At 41.1% G+C, this 17,623-nt stretch carries 12 protein-coding genes; 8 read left to right on the top strand and 4 right to left on the bottom strand.

The genetic code is table 11. The features are described from left to right. Window positions 1-63: 63 nt before the first annotated feature. Both LC454_RS12955 and dinB read right to left on the bottom strand, forming a co-directional pair. Window positions 64-3,000, bottom strand: coding sequence for a DNA polymerase III subunit alpha (locus LC454_RS12955; protein WP_223582909.1), 2,937 nt, complete (start codon window positions 2,998-3,000; stop codon window positions 64-66). Continuing rightward, the gene (gene dinB / locus LC454_RS12950; RefSeq protein WP_223582908.1) at window positions 2,981-4,225 is read right to left on the bottom strand and encodes a DNA polymerase IV; all 1,245 of its coding nucleotides are present in this window, start codon (window positions 4,223-4,225) and stop codon (window positions 2,981-2,983) included. The genes LC454_RS12955 and dinB overlap by 20 nt, the downstream gene beginning before the upstream one ends. A gap of 256 nt (window positions 4,226-4,481) precedes the next feature. Between dinB and LC454_RS12945 the strand changes: the two genes are divergently transcribed. Both LC454_RS12945 and LC454_RS12940 read left to right on the top strand, forming a co-directional pair. Next, a complete protein-coding gene (locus tag LC454_RS12945) occupies window positions 4,482-5,411 on the top strand; it encodes a hypothetical protein (RefSeq protein WP_223582907.1) in 930 nt (309 codons plus the stop codon). 3 nt (window positions 5,412-5,414) lie between these two features. Continuing rightward, the gene (locus tag LC454_RS12940; RefSeq protein ID WP_223582906.1) at window positions 5,415-5,834 is read left to right on the top strand and encodes a luciferase family protein; all 420 of its coding nucleotides are present in this window, start codon (window positions 5,415-5,417) and stop codon (window positions 5,832-5,834) included. 992 nt (window positions 5,835-6,826) lie between these two features. Here the strand turns inward: LC454_RS12940 and LC454_RS12935 are convergent. Continuing rightward, window positions 6,827-7,354: a DUF4442 domain-containing protein gene (locus LC454_RS12935; RefSeq protein ID WP_223582905.1), complete on the bottom strand. Its 528-nt coding sequence runs from the start codon at window positions 7,352-7,354 to the stop codon at window positions 6,827-6,829. Between the two features lie 242 nt (window positions 7,355-7,596). Between LC454_RS12935 and LC454_RS12930 the strand changes: the two genes are divergently transcribed. The 6 genes from LC454_RS12930 (at window position 7,597) to LC454_RS12905 (ending at window position 16,295) form a co-directional block, all read left to right on the top strand. Further along, window positions 7,597-8,493 (top strand): helix-turn-helix transcriptional regulator, encoded by an 897-nt coding sequence (locus LC454_RS12930; protein WP_223582904.1) that lies wholly within the window; start codon window positions 7,597-7,599, stop codon window positions 8,491-8,493. 124 nt (window positions 8,494-8,617) lie between these two features. Further along, a complete protein-coding gene (locus tag LC454_RS12925; RefSeq protein ID WP_223582903.1) occupies window positions 8,618-10,180 on the top strand; it encodes a long-chain-fatty-acid--CoA ligase in 1,563 nt (520 codons plus the stop codon). A 20-nt stretch (window positions 10,181-10,200) separates the two neighbouring features. Then, window positions 10,201-11,061: an alpha/beta hydrolase gene (locus tag LC454_RS12920; RefSeq protein ID WP_223582902.1), complete on the top strand. Its 861-nt coding sequence runs from the start codon at window positions 10,201-10,203 to the stop codon at window positions 11,059-11,061. A 10-nt stretch (window positions 11,062-11,071) separates the two neighbouring features. Continuing rightward, the gene (locus tag LC454_RS12915) at window positions 11,072-12,094 is read left to right on the top strand and encodes an alpha/beta hydrolase (protein ID WP_223582901.1); all 1,023 of its coding nucleotides are present in this window, start codon (window positions 11,072-11,074) and stop codon (window positions 12,092-12,094) included. Window positions 12,095-12,123: 29 nt separating this feature from the next. Next, window positions 12,124-13,398 carry a serine hydrolase domain-containing protein gene (locus LC454_RS12910; RefSeq protein WP_223582900.1) on the top strand — a complete coding sequence of 425 codons (1,275 nt, stop codon included), beginning with the start codon at window positions 12,124-12,126 and terminating at the stop codon, window positions 13,396-13,398. Window positions 13,399-13,424: 26 nt separating this feature from the next. Further along, window positions 13,425-16,295: a TonB-dependent receptor gene (locus LC454_RS12905; RefSeq protein WP_223582899.1), complete on the top strand. Its 2,871-nt coding sequence runs from the start codon at window positions 13,425-13,427 to the stop codon at window positions 16,293-16,295. A 117-nt stretch (window positions 16,296-16,412) separates the two neighbouring features. On the opposite strand, the gene LC454_RS12900 is transcribed toward LC454_RS12905, so the two are convergent. Further along, a complete protein-coding gene (locus tag LC454_RS12900; RefSeq protein ID WP_223582898.1) occupies window positions 16,413-17,615 on the bottom strand; it encodes a Ca2+-dependent phosphoinositide-specific phospholipase C in 1,203 nt (400 codons plus the stop codon). Window positions 17,616-17,623 lie beyond the last annotated feature (8 nt).

The following is a 17,623-nucleotide window of genomic DNA, read 5'->3' as shown; positions in this document are numbered from 1 at the left end:
AAATCGCAAATGTATTAAATACAAAACGCTAGGGTGGGGAGCAATGAATTAACCTAAGCTATTTTACTCACTCCTCGGATCGGGTTTTAAAGGCATCTTCGCACAGCGGACAACTTCAATGGAGGGACATCCATATTCGACAATGACCTTGCCCTCGACCAGATAGATGCCTGCTCCTCTTAGGGGATATTTTACAAGCGTTTGTGGGAAATGTACGGTGTCAAAGAAATGCCCTCCAGCGTCCAGGAAGGTTCCGAATTTCATCTGGTCGCCATGCTTGGTCTTCACAAATTTCTCACAGACAAAATCGCCAACAACGCGCACAATTTGACCTTCATGAAGATGAAGTTCCCTAGATGGCATATCTCCACGGTAATCGCTTTTGGCAAGGTCAAAGAGCGTCCCCGTCACACAAAAACCAATCAGCTCCATCTCATCGTAATAGTCCTCCAGGATATCTTCTTCCAAAGCAGGAAGAATTGGTTTGCGGCTCTCGGTCTCAAATAGGGCCATACCTACCACAGCGGGCTTGTGTCTACTCATCAACAAGTGTGCCTCCCACAGCAACTCCTTCTTCCCTATCCCCGTAAACCGCAAAGCACCGACACGGATCAAAATAACGACCTGCTCAAGTCCCGCGTGAGTCCTTTTGACAAAGTCTTGCAAACTCTGATAGATACCATCGCGCTCGCGCTCGGAGATAATCCTATGGGCTAATTTTCCCTCCAGATTCTGCAAACAGTCAAAACCGAGATAGATATCCTTTCCCTGAATCGAGGTATTGAAAACCGACCGATTGACACAGGGCAGGCAGATCGTTCCACCGGATACACGCGCTTCATTGACATAGACCTTACGATTGTAAAAACCGCCATAATTGTTGAGCACCGCAACCATAAACTCCAAGGGATAATAGGTCTTGAGAAACAGGCTCTGGTAACTCTCTACTGCATAAGATGCCGAGTGTGCCTTGTTAAACGAGTATCCGGCAAAGCTTTCCATCTGCCGCCAGATCTCCCGGCTGATTTTTTCATCATAGCCTTTGGTTTTGCAGTTGGAAAAGAACTTGTCCTCGATCTCAATCAGATGATCCTTGCTGCGATATTTACCCGACATCATACGTCGTAGCACATCCGCATCGGCCATATCAAGTCCACCATAGGCATTGGCGATTTTCATTACATCCTCCTGATACACCATAACGCCATAGGTTTCTTCAAGCTGTTCCTTGAATACAGGATGTGGATAGACTACCGTGCTGGGATCGTGATGGCGACGGATGTATTCACCCATCATGCCTGAACTGGCTACACCAGGCCGGATAATGGATGAGGCTGCCACCAAGGTCAGGTAGTCGTCACAGCGTAGCTTAGTGAGGAGCTGTCGCATGGCCGGGCTTTCGACATAGAAGCAGCCGATGGTATTGGCGGATCTGAGCTGTGCGGCAATATTGTCGTCCTCGAAAAAGCGCTTTGGATTGTCGGTGTCAATGACAACGCCCAGGTTCTCCCGAACGATGGTACGGCAATCTTTAATATGGCCGATACCGCGCTGGGAAAGGATATCAAATTTTTCAAAACCGATATCTTCGGCAACATACATATCAAACTGCATGGTGGGTAGTCCTTTGGGTGGATTGTCCATGGCAGAATAGCATGCCAACGGTTCCTCGGAAATCAGTATCCCACTGGCATGAATGGTTCGTTGATTAGGAAAATCGGCCATGCGGTTATACACGCTCAAAATGGTATTGGTCACTTCATTTTTATTGAGCATATGCTCCGGCTCGTGCACCAGTCGGTCGATCTCTGCTTTGGGAAGACCATATACCTTACCGAGTTCACGTAGGATACTACGCGACCGAAATGTACTCATGGCGCCCATCAATGCGGTATGGCCGGCCTGATAACGATTAAAAATATATGCATACATTTTATCCCGCTCATTCCAACTAAAGTCTACATCAAAGTCCGGTGGACTCTTCCGCTTCGGATTGAGGAAACGCTCAAAAGGAAGGTTGAGGGCTATGGGGTCAACATCCGTAATTCCGAGGCAATAGGCCACAGCAGAATTAGCTCCTGATCCACGGCCTACGTAATGAAAACTGCGACTACGCGCATGCCGACAGATATCATCGGCAATAAGGAAATAACTCGAGAAACGCAGGTTTTCAATGATTTTGAGTTCGCGCCGGATCCGATCGGCAGCGATGCCATCCTTCCGGCCATAACGTATGGCAAAGCCCTCCATGCAGTACTTATGCAATAGCTGTTTATCGTTGTAGCTATTGTCGGTAAAGGTCGCTTTATTCTTGACACTTGTAAAATCAAAACTGAAGGAACATTGTCCTAGTATACGGTTGGTATTGGCCAGCAGTTGTGGTAACTCGGAAAATAGTTGCATCAGCTTGATCTTAGCAACAAAGACTTCATCTTCGGCGGCGACCTGCTCTCTTTCCAATTGGGATATCAGCAGATTGTTGTCAATAGCTCGCAGTTGCCGATGCAGGGTATAATCAGCTTTGCGGAAACTAACGGGCGCCAGGATCACACAGCGGTCAAGCAGCTTCCGCTCCAACAGTTTCGCGCGGGTACGCTCACTCGGACGGATACCTATGTATTCAAAGTCCCGCAATTGAAATGTCTTGATTCGGCTAAAGGGATAGATCACAAAGACCTGTTCAAACTCAGGTGCACACTCGGGTGTGGCGCGGTTTTCCATATTGAGCTTGGTCCGGTATTCGTTAATCTCCCGGAATCCCTGTTCGTTCTTGGCGATGGCGACGAAACAAAGCTGATCGCCATCACGGAATTCCATGCCAGCAAGGAGATTGAGCCCAGCTTCACGCCCCATTTTAATAAAATCCAGCGATCCTGAACTGTTGTTAATATCTGTCAGCACGGCAGTATCATAGCCACCTGCCCGCATCCCCGAAATAAGATCCAGTAGACTCAGTGTACCAAAGCGTAAGCTAAAATAACTATGTAGATTTAAGAGCATGCTCCCCTCCTTTCTCTGGTAGCGGTGCACAGATACCTTTCATCAGAAATTCGGTACCATAACGTTTCCGGATCTTGTCCATGGCCTGCATCAGGTTGACCTCTTCGGCATTATCGTCAAAGAGGTCGGTCTGATAGGAACCGTAGATCAGTCCGGAGAACTTGATGCCGATAAGGCGTATCAGCATCCTGCGGCTATACAGTTTCTTAAAAAGGGAGAGCACAACTTCCGTTAACTTTCGATCGGAGTTGGTGTAACCGACCTGCAGCTGCTGGGTATGGGTATCGAAATTGCTATAACGGATTTTGAGGGTGACACAACTCGTCAACTTCTGATCTTTCCGCAGATCGAAGGCCAGTGTATCGATCATGCTGATCAGGGTGCGGCGGAGTACATCCATATCGATGGTATCCTGCTGAAAGGTGTTTTCCTTGGACATCGACTTTTGTTCACGAAAAGGTACGACCAATGAATCGTCCAGACCATTGGCTTTACGCCAGATGTTAATCCCATTCTCGCCGAGGACTTTCTGCATTGTGAATACTTCCATCTGCTGTAAGGTTCCGATCTTGGAGATCCCCATATTACGCAGCAGGGTAAAAGATTTCTCCCCGACCATGGGGATCTTGCGGATGGACAGCGGAGCTAGGAATCCTTTTTCCGTACCGCCTTGAACTTGTTTTTCGCCACAGGGCTTGGCTGTCCCGGTAGCGATCTTCGAAACGGTCTTATTGACGGATAGTCCAAAGCTGATCGGCAATCCTGTTTGTTTGATAATCCGCTGGCGAAGCTCTTGTGTCCATTTCCAACAGCCAAAAAAGCGGTCCATTCCCGAGACATCAAGGTAATGCTCGTCTATACTTGCTTTTTCAACAATGGGTGTCTCCTCTTCGATGATCTGCGTCACAATACTGGAATACTGACTGTATATATCATGATCCCCCCGCACCACAATAGCTTCGGGACACATACGTAGGGCTAACCGCATCGGCATAGCGGAATGTACGCCAAATTTACGGGCCTCATAGGAACAGGATGCAACTACCCCACGGTCACTACTCCCCCCTATGAGCACAGGTACTCCGATTAGCTTGCTATTCTGCAAACGCTCGACAGATACAAAGAATGTATCTAGATCACAATGTACTATACTCCTTTCCATGTTTTTCAATTCGCTATCCAGCCGTTCCCCACGACTTTTATTTTCGGTGGTTGTTGTATTCAAAATTACTAATATTATTAGCAAACAATCAATACAGGAGATTGATTTAATTTTTATCACACTCAGGATCAACCACATAATTTATAGGGCATATTGATTTAAATAAGATTGTACGGTTGGTTTTTACGAAAAAAATATGGGTTTCGTAATTTAAGATCATCAATCTCTTAAATTCTTACTAAATTGTAAAGGAATGCAGACAACGCTACAGTTTTAACTAAAGACCTCAGTTTTAATAGACTAAAATCAACGATCGAATATGATGAATTTGAAAGAAACGTTATATAAAGTAGTAAATTCCAAAACAGTTCAAGGAATTTTGACAGCCAACATTTTCGCATTCCTAGTCATTGTCATCCAGTCTTCATTGATGCCCAAAGATCCAGGTATACTTGTTTTTTCAGAGTTTGTGATTATTCCAATGTTGATGGGTATTATCACTGCTTGGTTTTGGAAAGACACTGGAATAAGGGGAAAACAAATCACTGGACATTCTGTCGTGAACTGTCTTATTGCGATCTCAATGAGTTTTTTCTTCCTAGGTGAGGGCTTTATCTGTCTTCTAATTGTTTCGCCTCTTATTTTTAGCTTTATCATCGCGGGCGCCTTTATTGGAAGAGCAATGTTTAAAAAGAGAAATCAAAAATTGAATATAAGCATTGTGAGCCTATTACTTGGAATTTTTATTGTTGACTCCCTAAGCAACCATTATCACGAAAATATGGTTTCTGATGAGATATTGATTCATGCGAGTCCAGCTGAGGTATGGCAACACGTGGTTGCCTTCGATCCGATCTCCCAGAAGGAAAACTATTGGCTCTTTAAAATAGGGATGCCCAGCCCAATGGCTACAACGGTAAGTGAGCATAAACTGGGTGCAAACCGAAAATGCATTTTTAGCAATGGATATATCTTCGATGAGAAGATTGTAAGATTTGATATCAATAAAAACCTAATTTTTGATATCGTTGATCAACCCAAAGACCCTGAAATTATGGGACATATCGATATAAAAAGAGGTGAATTTATATTGAAAGATAATGGAAATGGCACCACCACCCTTATTGGGAACAGTTGGTATAACCTTCATGTCTTCCCTACTTGGTACTATGATCTTTGGGCAGAAAGTATCACCAGGAATGTCCACTTTAGAGTAATGGAGCATATTAAGTTATTAAGCGAGAGATAGACTATGTTTTCTTTTGTAGTGAAAAGAGCTGGCTTTTTAAAGGATATCCCTTTAGTCGCCATTATATTTGATAGTCTCATGAGATTTTGGATGCTCGTTACCAAGCCTGAATTACTGGATTGGATCGACGAACTAGAAGAAGATGTGACGCGGATGCCCGAAACTACGATTGGAATACATAAATATGGTGGGACTCAGTTTAATTATAAGGGAAGAGAGTTTGCACATGTACACAGTAATGGCTTATTGGACATCTTATTAAATAAACAACTAAAACAATCGCTGATGCTTGAAGGAAAAATTAAGGATCATCATGTATATAAAAATTCAGGATGGGTAAGTTTTCACCTTCACAATAAACAAGATGTAAGCTATGCATGTTACCTCTTGAACATAGCTTACGACCGTACCAAACAAAAGTAAAATTTTGTATATCACCTAAAGTAATTGAAATAGGTTATAAAGTAGGGACAACAACCCTCCAATCGTAAAAAAAATCCAATATTTTCTTAATGGACTATAACTGTCTTGGGAGGAATATTTAAGCATTATTCCCAAGAAAACTAGGCAGATCGCTGCGATATAACTTAACATAATTTATTATTAATTTGAACAAAACGGTTATCACATTTCTGGTCTTGAAAACTAGGTAATCGTCCAATGCCTGATTTTCTTTATTTAGGATCAATGTATGGTAACCGGCAATGACAAAATAAATATAATCGTTTAGAATCTTATTTTCAATCAAGAAAGTAGTACGTTTAGCTATATTTATTATAAGTCAATAATGTCCTTTCCACATAAAAAAGAAGCATCAAGAATAAGACAATCCTGAAATGGGCTATTCCAAAAATGGCAACAGGTAGGATTCGGTTTAAATTGTTACAGAGATGATAAATACGTTTTTAAGGATAAATTGCTATCTTAGAAATAGTATAAAAAGCTAATCAAGAACCTATACAAGTAAGCGTCTATAGCGAGCAAAAACAAAACTAGATCAACAAACTTATTATGATTTATGGCTCAAATGAACCTATCAATTGAAGTATTAAATTATGGACTCCAACTATCCATGGAATTTGGAAAAAATTGGTTAAAACCTATAAATGAAAGGCTGGAAATTAAATTTCCTAATCTAAATAAGCGACAACAGGAAGAATGCAATCTGATCTGCAAGAGGGTACATCAAATTGCACATAACTACGTGGCCGAGAATCCCATTCGCTCCGATTCAGGAGTTGAATTTGTAGCATTCAACCAATTCAAACAGTTTATACTCACAAAATATAACTGGCTTTCGACTGCAAATTTACAGCGTCTTTATAGTCAAAGTTGTTATTACGCCAGTAAATAAAAATTTAATCCATAGCTTTACCCGGTTATCCTGCAATCTGAAAGAACGAGGGGGGCAATAATCAGGTGGATTCACCTTTTTTTCGTTTATTTTTAAAATACTCTTTATCTGCGATATAAATAGTTTTTCGAATTTCACAAAATATAATCGATTGATCTTTATTCGTAAGCTTAGTTACTTTTATTATTTCTATTTCCTTGTCGCTTTCTACCCCAGCAATTATCTCCTCTAGCTCTTCTTTTGTATACTGGAAATAAGCATATAAATCTTCATTTCCAGGACGTTTAAAATAAATTTCGGCCGCCTTATCCCAAACTACATATTTGTTACCCAATAAATTAATAAGTTGTACCATAGGAATAGGGTCAACTGCAGAAAACATGCTGCCACCAAAAATTGTTCCCATATAATTTCTGTTTTTATAACTGATGGGAAGCCTAATACGGATATCATATAGATCATCCGATACATATTCTATTCGGCCCGTACTACGTCTGTACATCGGTGAGAGGTTAAATCCCCATTTAAAAGTCTTCGCAACTCCTAGATATTTCGAACCTATTCTTGAGATTGTTTGGTAAAATGACATAAGATTTCTCGATTAATCCACCATGAATCTATGAATTTTCTTCAACATTTCACATCACGACTACGACCTTAGTTTTGCAATTAAACTCCATATATGAATTAATTTGCATCTAGAAGGGACGATCACATACACAGGTGATGAAAATTCTTACTTTTACATCACCTTTTAATCCACTGAAAATGTTTATATTAGCTACAGTAGAATCATTAGCTTAATACCGAATTAAACCAATTGTTAAGAAAATGGAACTTAAATTGCCTTACATCGACCCTGCAGATTTTGCAGCTACATTGACCAACAACTACAGCTTTGGGAATAATGGTGCATGGAACTCAATAAACCTTATGTTTCCAGAAAATGTTGGAGAGGGTGCCCTACAGTTGTATATCCGCAACGATATCCATTATTTTAGAGGGAAATGGAAATTTAAGGAAGAATCTATGTTTATCTCAAAGGATCAAGTGGGTAAAAAAGGATTAATAGATTTTCGCGTCAACAAAAACGGCCAAATACATTCCGCTTCAATTGAAGGCGATAAAAAATTTGAATGGGAAATCACTGAAGTGGATGGTTTCCGTTTTTTTATTCCTGAAAAATACCTCAATCTCCATAATGGCCGATTTCCAGATCATTTTGAAAAGTACTGTTACAATAATAACATCATCAACCTACAGAAGCAAATATTAACGTTGAGTCCGGACGATATTCCCAACGCAATGTTGTTAGAGAGCAAAATGCTGGAATTCATTTATTATTGGATCGATTATCTGCGTACTGAAGAAATAGATCTCCACTTTGATGATATATCCAATCGGCATCTTTCAGCGGTAAATAATGCTCATGAGATTGTACAGAATCATATCAACAAAACGCTCTCTATCAAACTTCTTAGTAGAAAAGTCGGGTTAAACGAATATGATCTTAAAAAAAATTTCAAGAAAATATATGGTTTACCGATTCATCAATACCATATCAAACTACGTCTTGAACAGGCCCGTGAACTTATTAGAACCACTGACCTACCTATTGTAACAATCAGCCAAATAATAGGTTATAGTAATAGAGGGCATTTCTCTAGCCTGTATCAACGTTTTTTCGGCACCTCCCCATTACAAGATAGGCTAAATTCAGCGCATTAAAATACTCCCATTTCGTATCAAAGCATTTCCGTTTCGATACAATACAATTTACTATGTTAACATAACTTTATAACACATTAGGAGACTCCATTTAGAGTACTTGAAACTAACCAGTTATAAATCTATGTTTAATCTATCTTTAATTCTTGAAGATTCTGCAAGACGCTATGCAAACCATGTTGCTATCTCCGATGGCAAAATAGAAATGAGTTACACGCAATTGAATCAACAGGTAAACCGTCTAGCCAATGCATTAAAAAGTATCGGAGTAACCACTGGCGACAAAATCGCGATGTCTGTACCAAATATCATCGATTTTCCAGTGATCTATTATGCTGTGCTTAAACTGGGCGCCATTGTTGTCCCACTAAATATTTTATTGAAAAAGGATGAGATCCTATATCACTTGGATGACAGTAATGCAAAGGTATATTTCTGTTACTCCAACGAAGAAACTTTACCTATAGCCGATCAATGTTTTTATGCGTTCAGCAAGGCATCTCAATGCATACATTTCATTACACTAGATCAAAATATCCAATTTGTTGACGAACGGATCATATATTATAATAATTTTATAAAAAGCCATTCCAACGAGTTTACGAGTGCACAGACTGGAGCAGATGACAGGGCTGTTTTAGTCTATACATCCGGGACGACTGGCCTCCCAAAAGGTGCAGAACTTACTCATTTCAATCTGTTCTGCAATGCTCAGCTCGTTGCGGATCTCTTTGAAACAAGTAATCGCGACGTACAATTACTGGTCTTGCCCCTATTTCACATCTTTGGAATGACAACACTGATGAATACCGGGATCTATAGGGGCGCAAAACACGTACTGGTGCCTCGATTTGATCCGCAGACTATTATGGAAATCATTGTGCAACAAAACATCACAGTTTTTGCTGGTGTTCCTACTATGTACTGGGCGCTACTCAACTTCCATCATCAACAGCTTAGGGACGAAGACATCAGCAACAGTTTAAGACTCTGCGTCTCTGGAGGGGCATCCCTAGCGGTCAAAGTATTACAAGATTTTCAGGATCGGTTCAATGTTCAAGTGATTGAAGGGTATGGAATGAGTGAAGGCTCTCCGGTCGTCACTTTTAATGATATCCGTTTAGGCTGCAAGCCAGGATCTATTGGACTCCCGGTATGGGGCGTAGATGTGAAAATTATAGATCAGGATGGCAATACCCTACCGAACTATGAGACCGGGGAACTGGTTTTCAGGGGACATAATGTTATGAAAGGTTATTATAATAAACATACCGCAACAGAAGAAGCCATTGAGAATGGTTGGATGCATTCGGGGGACGTAGCTTATCGGGATGACGAAGGTTTCTACTTTATTGTGGATCGAACAAAAGATATGATCATTCGTGGAGGTATGAATGTCTACTCTAGGGAGGTAGAAGAAATTATGATGAAACATCCAGCAATTTCTCTAGTTGCTGTTATAGGTATCCCCGATGAAAAACTTGGGGAGGAAATAAAAGCAGTTGTAGTTCTAAAAGAGCAGGAGGAAATCTCCGAAGATGAGCTGATGCGTTGGACAAAAGATCGTTTGGCGAAATATAAATATCCCCGTGTGATCCACTTTGCCAATGCATTGCCTATATCCGCAACTGGTAAAATTCTCAAAAAAGAACTGCGGGCTGCCGACAATGAAAAATTAAATAAATAACTGACTAAAATATTGTAACAATGAAAAGAAATCTGCTATTACTGATCAGTTTGTTAACCTTATTTGGATGCAAAAGCAGCAAACCTATACAACAGCTTCCTCAACAACAAGAAAGCCGGCTAATGGATGTTGCTTATGGCAAACACGAACGCCAGATCATGGATGTATTCCTTCCAGCTAAAAGGAATAAAAATACACCTTTTGTCCTGCTGATCCATGGCGGAGCATGGACAATGGCTGGTAAAGAATATATACGGGACTATCAGGATACTTTATTTCAACATGGTATAGCTGTTGTTAGTATCAATCATAGATATGCAGATCATGCGGCTATTCATTATCAACAGATGTTAGCTGATATAGATCAAGCCCTGGATTATTGTATAGCCCATTCCTCGGAGTGGAACACGCGTAAAGATGGTTTTACAATGACCGGGGTCAGCTCCGGTGCCCATTTGGCGCTCTTGTATGGCTATACATCGTCCAAGCGGATTAAAACCATTGTTGAATTTTGTGGTCCTGTCAATTTAACTGATACCACGACACTTGCTTATTCAGAAAAAGTCGGACTAAAAGATGTCATTGAAAAAATGACAGGGCATACTTATGAGTCAGGTCAACCATTGGACATTAGCTTTTACAAGTCTAGTCCCATAAAACACATCAAAGATATCCCTGTGCTGATAGTACATGGTACAGCAGATCCAGTCGTCGACTTTTCACAGTCCCAACAGCTCAGCGATTCGCTTTCCAATAGGAAAATTGTGCATGAACTTGTCCGTATAGAAGGCGCTGGTCATGATTTGAATATGACGGATAAGAACGCTCGAAAACGTGTATACGGAGCAGCAATACAATGGATAAAACAGTATGGTCACTAAAAATATACATATGAAAAAGATTATTTTTATCACATATTTGGTCTTTGTTCATCTCTTGGGGATTCGGGCACAAGATAAACACTCAATCCGCCCGCTTACTCCTCAAGAAGTAAGTCAGAGACTTCTCCCCAAATACGCTCCATTGGCATTGATGCCCCTCACGCAGTTGGACTATGAAAATATCAAGTCCGTAAGGGAGAAAGAAAAGCAATCCACTATACCGCTATTAACCAATGCAGATAGTGTGGAGATAACATATCGCAATGTCCCCGGTTTGAAGGCGGGTGATCCTGACATTCCAGTTAGGATCTACAAACCCAAATATATTACTACTGCCCCAATCTTCTTATGGTTTCATGGAGGTGGATTTGTCTATGGAAATCTGAACGGTGACCATAAGCATTGTGCAAATATAGCAATACGGGGAAAGGTTGTCGTTATTTCGGTAGATTATCGACTTGCACCTGAACATCCTTACCCAGCCGCAGTTCACGATGCGTATGCTGTTTTTCTATGGAGTATTAAGAATGCGAAAAATTTTCAGGGGGATACAACACGAATAGGTTTGGGTGGCGGTAGCGCTGGAGCTGGTGTTGCTGGTAGCATGACTTTATTGAATCGCGAACGAAAGGGACCAAAAATCGCCCTTCAGGCTCTATTTTTTCCTCCTGCAGATATAGATACAAACCATGTTTCCGTACGTGAGCTCTGGCAAATACCAGGCGTGAAAGGAGCTGATATCCCCTACCTATTGAAACTGTATATAGGCAAAGATTATGCCTCCAATATCCCTAAGAATGTATTGCCCGGAATGACCGATAATTTCAGCCAGTTACCTCCTACATATATTGCAACCTGTGGTGTAGACCCTCTGCGTGATGGTGGATTGGATTTAGGTGTTAAACTGATCAAAGTGGGTATTCCAGTAGAACTGCATAATTTTCCCGGTTATCCACATGGTTTATTGCCTGATAGGGTATTTCCAGAATTATACAATTTTATGTATGAATACTTCTATAAACCTATAAAATAATTTTCAAAAATTACTTCGCTCAGAAAAAGATGAAAATAGCTATTTATTTAATTTATGCCTTGCTGCCCTTGCTATCTTTTGCGCAAGTACCTGGCAAAGAAGGTAATCTTGAAAAAACAATCCATGGATTTTCCCAAGAGCGCCTCCAACGTATCGATCTGTTATTACAACAGTATGTCGACAGTAGTTGGATCAAAGGTGCAGCTGCTCTATTGATTCATCATGGAAACACCGTTTATCATAAGGCTTTTGGAGTAGATCGGATAAAACCCAAAAAGAGTTTGGACAAGGATGCGATCTTCCGGATCGCTTCGCAGACAAAGGCGATTACAAGCACCGCCGTTATGATGCTCTATGAAGAAGGTAAATTTTTATTAGATGATCCAATCTCACGCTATCTCCCCTCCTTTGCGAAACCTCGTGTATTAGATAAGTTTAATGAAAAGGACAGTACTTTTACTACTGTACCCGCCAAGCGCGAGATTACAATTCGCGACCTGCTTACACACACTTCTGGTTTAGATTACGCCCAAATTGGATCGCCACAGATGCAAGCAATCTATGCCAAAGCAGGTATCATCGCCGGATTTTCAAAAACTCCCCTACTACTTGAACCAATGATTAACAAATTGGGGACCTTGCCTATTATCCACCAACCTGGCGAAAAATTTACTTATAGTCTGAGTATAGATGTATTGGGAAGGTTAGTTGAGGTCACTTCAGGAAAAACACTCGATCAATTTTTCAAAACTCGAATTTTTGAACCATTAGGAATGGAGGATACCTATTTTGACTTACCCACAGAAAAGCAACATCGACTGGTCCAAGTTTACACAGAAGATAGGCAAACTGGAACAGTCATGCCATGGGCTGACAATACTTTTCCGAATGTCTCTATTGACTATCCAATTAATCACAATGGACTCTACGCTGGTGGGGCCGGCCTTGTATCAACATTAAAAGACTATGCCTTATTCCTTCAGATGCTATTAAACAAAGGTATCTATAATGGTCATCGTTTACTATCACGACATACGATAGAAATAATGACCAAAAATCAGATCGGACATCTTTCTTTGGGGGACGATAAATTTGGACTTGGTTTTCAGATCACTTCAAGTGAAGGCAATGCGAAATTGGGTCTATCAGAAGGAAGCATCTCTTGGGGTGGATTCTTCGGAACGACTTTTTGGGCGGACCCGCGAGAAAAAATAATTGCACTACTATTTATACAACAGTGGCCACTAAGGCACAGCGAACTCGGCGACAAATTCAAGGTGTCAGTTTACCAAGCACTGTTATAATGTCGATATCACCAATTATAACCGCTATGAAAACACAATCAATAAATTACAAAAATTATCTTCTCATCTTATTTTTGACCTGCGCCTTTACTTTCTGTTTTGGACAGTCAAATATCCTCTCAGGGAAAATAGAAGATACTGGTGGACAACCGATACAGGGAGCTACCATCAAAGTTAAAAACAGCAATTTGGGAACTGTGAGTGATCATCTGGGGGCATTCCAGATAGCAGGGGTAACGAGTAGGTCTGTTATACTACAAGTTTCCTCCATCGGTTATCTCAACAAAGAGCAACAGGCAAGTCCTGGGCAAAATACAACAGTGATACTTACATCCGAAAACAACAAGATGGATGAAGTGTTTGTGACGGGAACTTTTGACAAACGCAAGCGTATGGACGCGTCCGTTGCGATCAGTACACTAGATGCCGGACAAATAGAACGGGTAGTCCCATTGAGTGCTGCCGATCTCTTGAAAAATGTACCTGGGGTGTTTGTTAATTCGTCACTAGGCGAAATACGCAATAGCGTGGCCAGCAGAGGCATCACCGTTGGGACACAAGATGGTAGTTTTGGTTACGAATATGTTTCCATGCAAGAAGATGGTTTACCGGTAACCAACACGACATATTTCAATTATGGTCCTGATTTTTTCCTCCGTCCTGATGCAACCTTATATCGATTGGAAGCTGTTCGTGGGGGAACTGCTTCTATTACCGCAGCCAATGCTCCCGGAGGCGTTTTTAATTACGTATCCAAAACTGGAACGGATCGTTTCGAGGGTGAACTGAGAACAAAATATGGTCTAGTCGGGATCGATGGACGGAGTTATGCCCGTGTCGATCTGAATATTGGTGGGCCATTGAAAAATAACTGGTTTTATAATATTGGTGGTTTCTACAGATATGATGAAAGCGGCAGATATCCTGGATATCCCATGAATAATGGCGGTCAGGTCAAGGCGAATGTAGTCAAGAAACTGAAAAGAGGTACACTTAAGTTTTTCGCGAAATACTTGAACGACAAAAATGGTTATGTCCAGTTTATTCCGACAAAAGATTTCGACAAACCAAGACCGGCCCAAGGTTTTGACATTAACGCTACGGTGTTGATGCCAGCAGTTGATTATACCTCGCAGGATTTTAGATATGGTGGTTCTATTTCTTTTAACCCAAAGAATCTAGTCAAAAGTAAATATCGTTCAGGTGGTGTCAATTGGGAACAACAATTGGGTGCGGGCTGGACCCTTAATAATGCGGCACGTTATTCAAGCAATGATATTCTCTATAACACACCTGGTGCTGTCACAGCAATGAGTACAACGGACATGACAAGCTATTTTTTAATGACCGGACAACAGGGTTTGGGCATCGGTTCCTATTCTTTCAAAAATGGCAAAACAGGAACCGAACTTATGCAGGTTACTTCAACGCTAGGTTCAAATGGATTACCAGTCTACACAGTTAACAAGAATGAACTGCCTGGACAGGACCTTCTGCCCAATTCCATATTTATGACCACTTTTGGTGCATATAAAAATAACGTCAAGGAATTTGTTGATCAGTTTTCTTTTCAAAAGGTTACAGATAAGATGAATTTTACACTGGGGGGTTATTATGGCTATTCAAATGTAAGACGTTATTCAGGTATAGATGGTATTGCGCTTAGCACAATTGAAAATAGGCCACAGCTGATTTCACTCGAGTTTACCGGTGCGACACTCGCCGGCACGACGGGCTTACATCAAATAAGTAACAGTGACGGTATCGCGCAAGCATATGGCGACAATGGTGCCTCGCTAACATTCAATGCCAAACAAAATCAGGCGGCCTTATTTTTTGGCCATACCTGGTATATAAATCCACAGTTGACGTTTGACTGGGGTCTCCGTTATGAAAATGTAAATATCAAAGGATATAACGAACGTATCTATATGAAAACTGGACTACAGGGAGGTACAGATGGAAATCCCAAGACGTTTTACGACAACAATACTGTTGACAAAATAACAAGGGTAGATTATGATAAGACTCTTCATACTGTTTCTTTTTCCGGTGCATTAAACTATACCTTCAATACCAATATTGCACTCTATGGGCGTTATTCTCAAGGTAAAAAAGCACCAGACCTAGATGTTTACTTCGCTACCAATAGACCTGAAACAATAGGACTGCTACACCCCCAAGAACGTACGACTAGACAAATAGAAGTTGGATTAAAAGCTAAAACAAAAACGCTCAACATCTTTGTTACACCGTTCTATAGTGTTCTTAGCGGTGTACCCAACGGGCAATTTCTGCAAGCCAGCGGCGGCGGATTCTATACACCTGAGATGTTATACGGAAAATATAGAACGATAGGTGTGGAAATCGAAGCTGAATGGAAGATCGACAAGCACTTTAACATACGTAGTATAGCTACTCTTCAACGTTCTAAAATAGTTAACCTCGAGTCATGGGTAGCCAATAATCCTGGACCTGAAGATGATACTAAGATTTCCTACTCAGGCAACGAAACAGATAATAATGCTCGCGCTATTTTCAATCTCACGCCCACCTATCTTAATGGAAAATTCTATACTTTTATCACCTGGTCCTACCTTGGAAAAAGGCAAGCTAATGTGGTCAACACATTCACCTTGCCCGCCTTTTCTCAATTTGACCTTGGAGCGGGTTATGACCTCAGCAAAAGCGTAAAACTAAGTCTCAATATCAATAACTTATTAAATACATATGGTGTAATGAGCTGGGTAAGACCAGGAGGTATATTGGAAACATTGGAAGGCAATAACAGCTTTACCAAAGAGCAATATACGCTCGCTGTTCAAAAACAGTCACCCTATGCGACAGTGTCCATTCCACCACGTGCATCCTTTCTAACAGCCACTTTTCGCTTTTAGTCCCCTAGTATCATTGCTTACTAGAGTTTTAAAAGTTTCAAATAAAAATTGTACCGCTTCGCTATTGAAACGGTACAATTTTATTCTTTATTTTTATTGTTTCTGCGCATCTACGCTTCACCTTCTTCCATTGATAGGATTTGAACGAGCGGGGTTGCCATGAGGCAACTTCACATAATAGGACGTATGGTAACCATTACCTGGTCTAAAAAAATCGGTGGATATAATCTGGGCTCCGCTATTAAAAGCCGCATCTGCCCTCGTATAGTCATTGATCTTTGCTTCGTATGTTTCGATATCTGAACGGCTACGAACAATAAAACCTTGTTTTACAAGATTTTGAATTTCATTTTGACGAACTAGCGCATTGTCCAACAGGATAAAGGATGCAAAACTATCATTGGGTTCCGACTGCACAAACATGATACGTTTTTCAAGATTGGGCCTGTCTTTAACATAAGCAGATTCCAGGTTCATCCCAGCAGTCGCAGGAAGTAACAAGAAAACAAATTTTCCACGGGATGTTTTAATGGTAGGCCAGTTGCCAGAACGCACTGCCTCACGTAACGTTGTATACTGTCCACGTACATCATCTGGGGTAATAAGCTTGTCTTTTCCCAATATTTCGATAACTTCGGCATCCAGCAGATCGAATGCCTTCTCGTCAAATGGAAGAACCTCAGCGCTATTTGGAAAGATTGGTATGCCTTTGTCCTTTGCTTCGACCATAATAAAGATCGGAAGATGACCGGGATGTCTGTCGGACCAATTTCTTAACGCTTTCAAGCCACCTCGGAAAGTAGCATAATGCGATCGAAAATCAAAATCTGCAATATGGAGCATCTTGAAACCTGGCTTTTCCAAATCTTCCTTTTGATAGGGCGCCAGATCCGAAACACCCATGCTATTTAATACCTCGTACCCAGCGGGCTTATTGAAACGATGTCCTGTAGGATCATAATAAACATCCATTTCTAAACTCCGGATACCACTGTCGAGCTGTACATCAAAAGATGGGTGATCGTATTTCAACCCTTCGCTCATCGTCATCGGATTTGGATGAAACTCCTTAAATGACGCAAGCTTGTCCGCGGGGATTAATGTGGTCATCTTTTCCATCATTTTTGCAAAAATAGGGTCAGCATAGGCGGCAAGACGTGGATCGACAGGCCTAGCATAACTATTATGCGTACCAAGCACCTGAATCTGATTGATCTTTAGTGTATTTAGCTGTGGCAGCTCGGATTGTTGAGCACGAATAACTCCAGTACCTAGTACCAGGGTGGACAACGTTGTTAGGATAATCTGTTTGAATTCCATATTTGTTA

This window comes from Sphingobacterium sp. GVS05A (assembly GCF_019969845.1).
Classification (GTDB): Bacteria; Bacteroidota; Bacteroidia; order Sphingobacteriales; family Sphingobacteriaceae; genus Sphingobacterium.
This window is presented reverse-complemented; position numbering and strand designations above follow the sequence as displayed.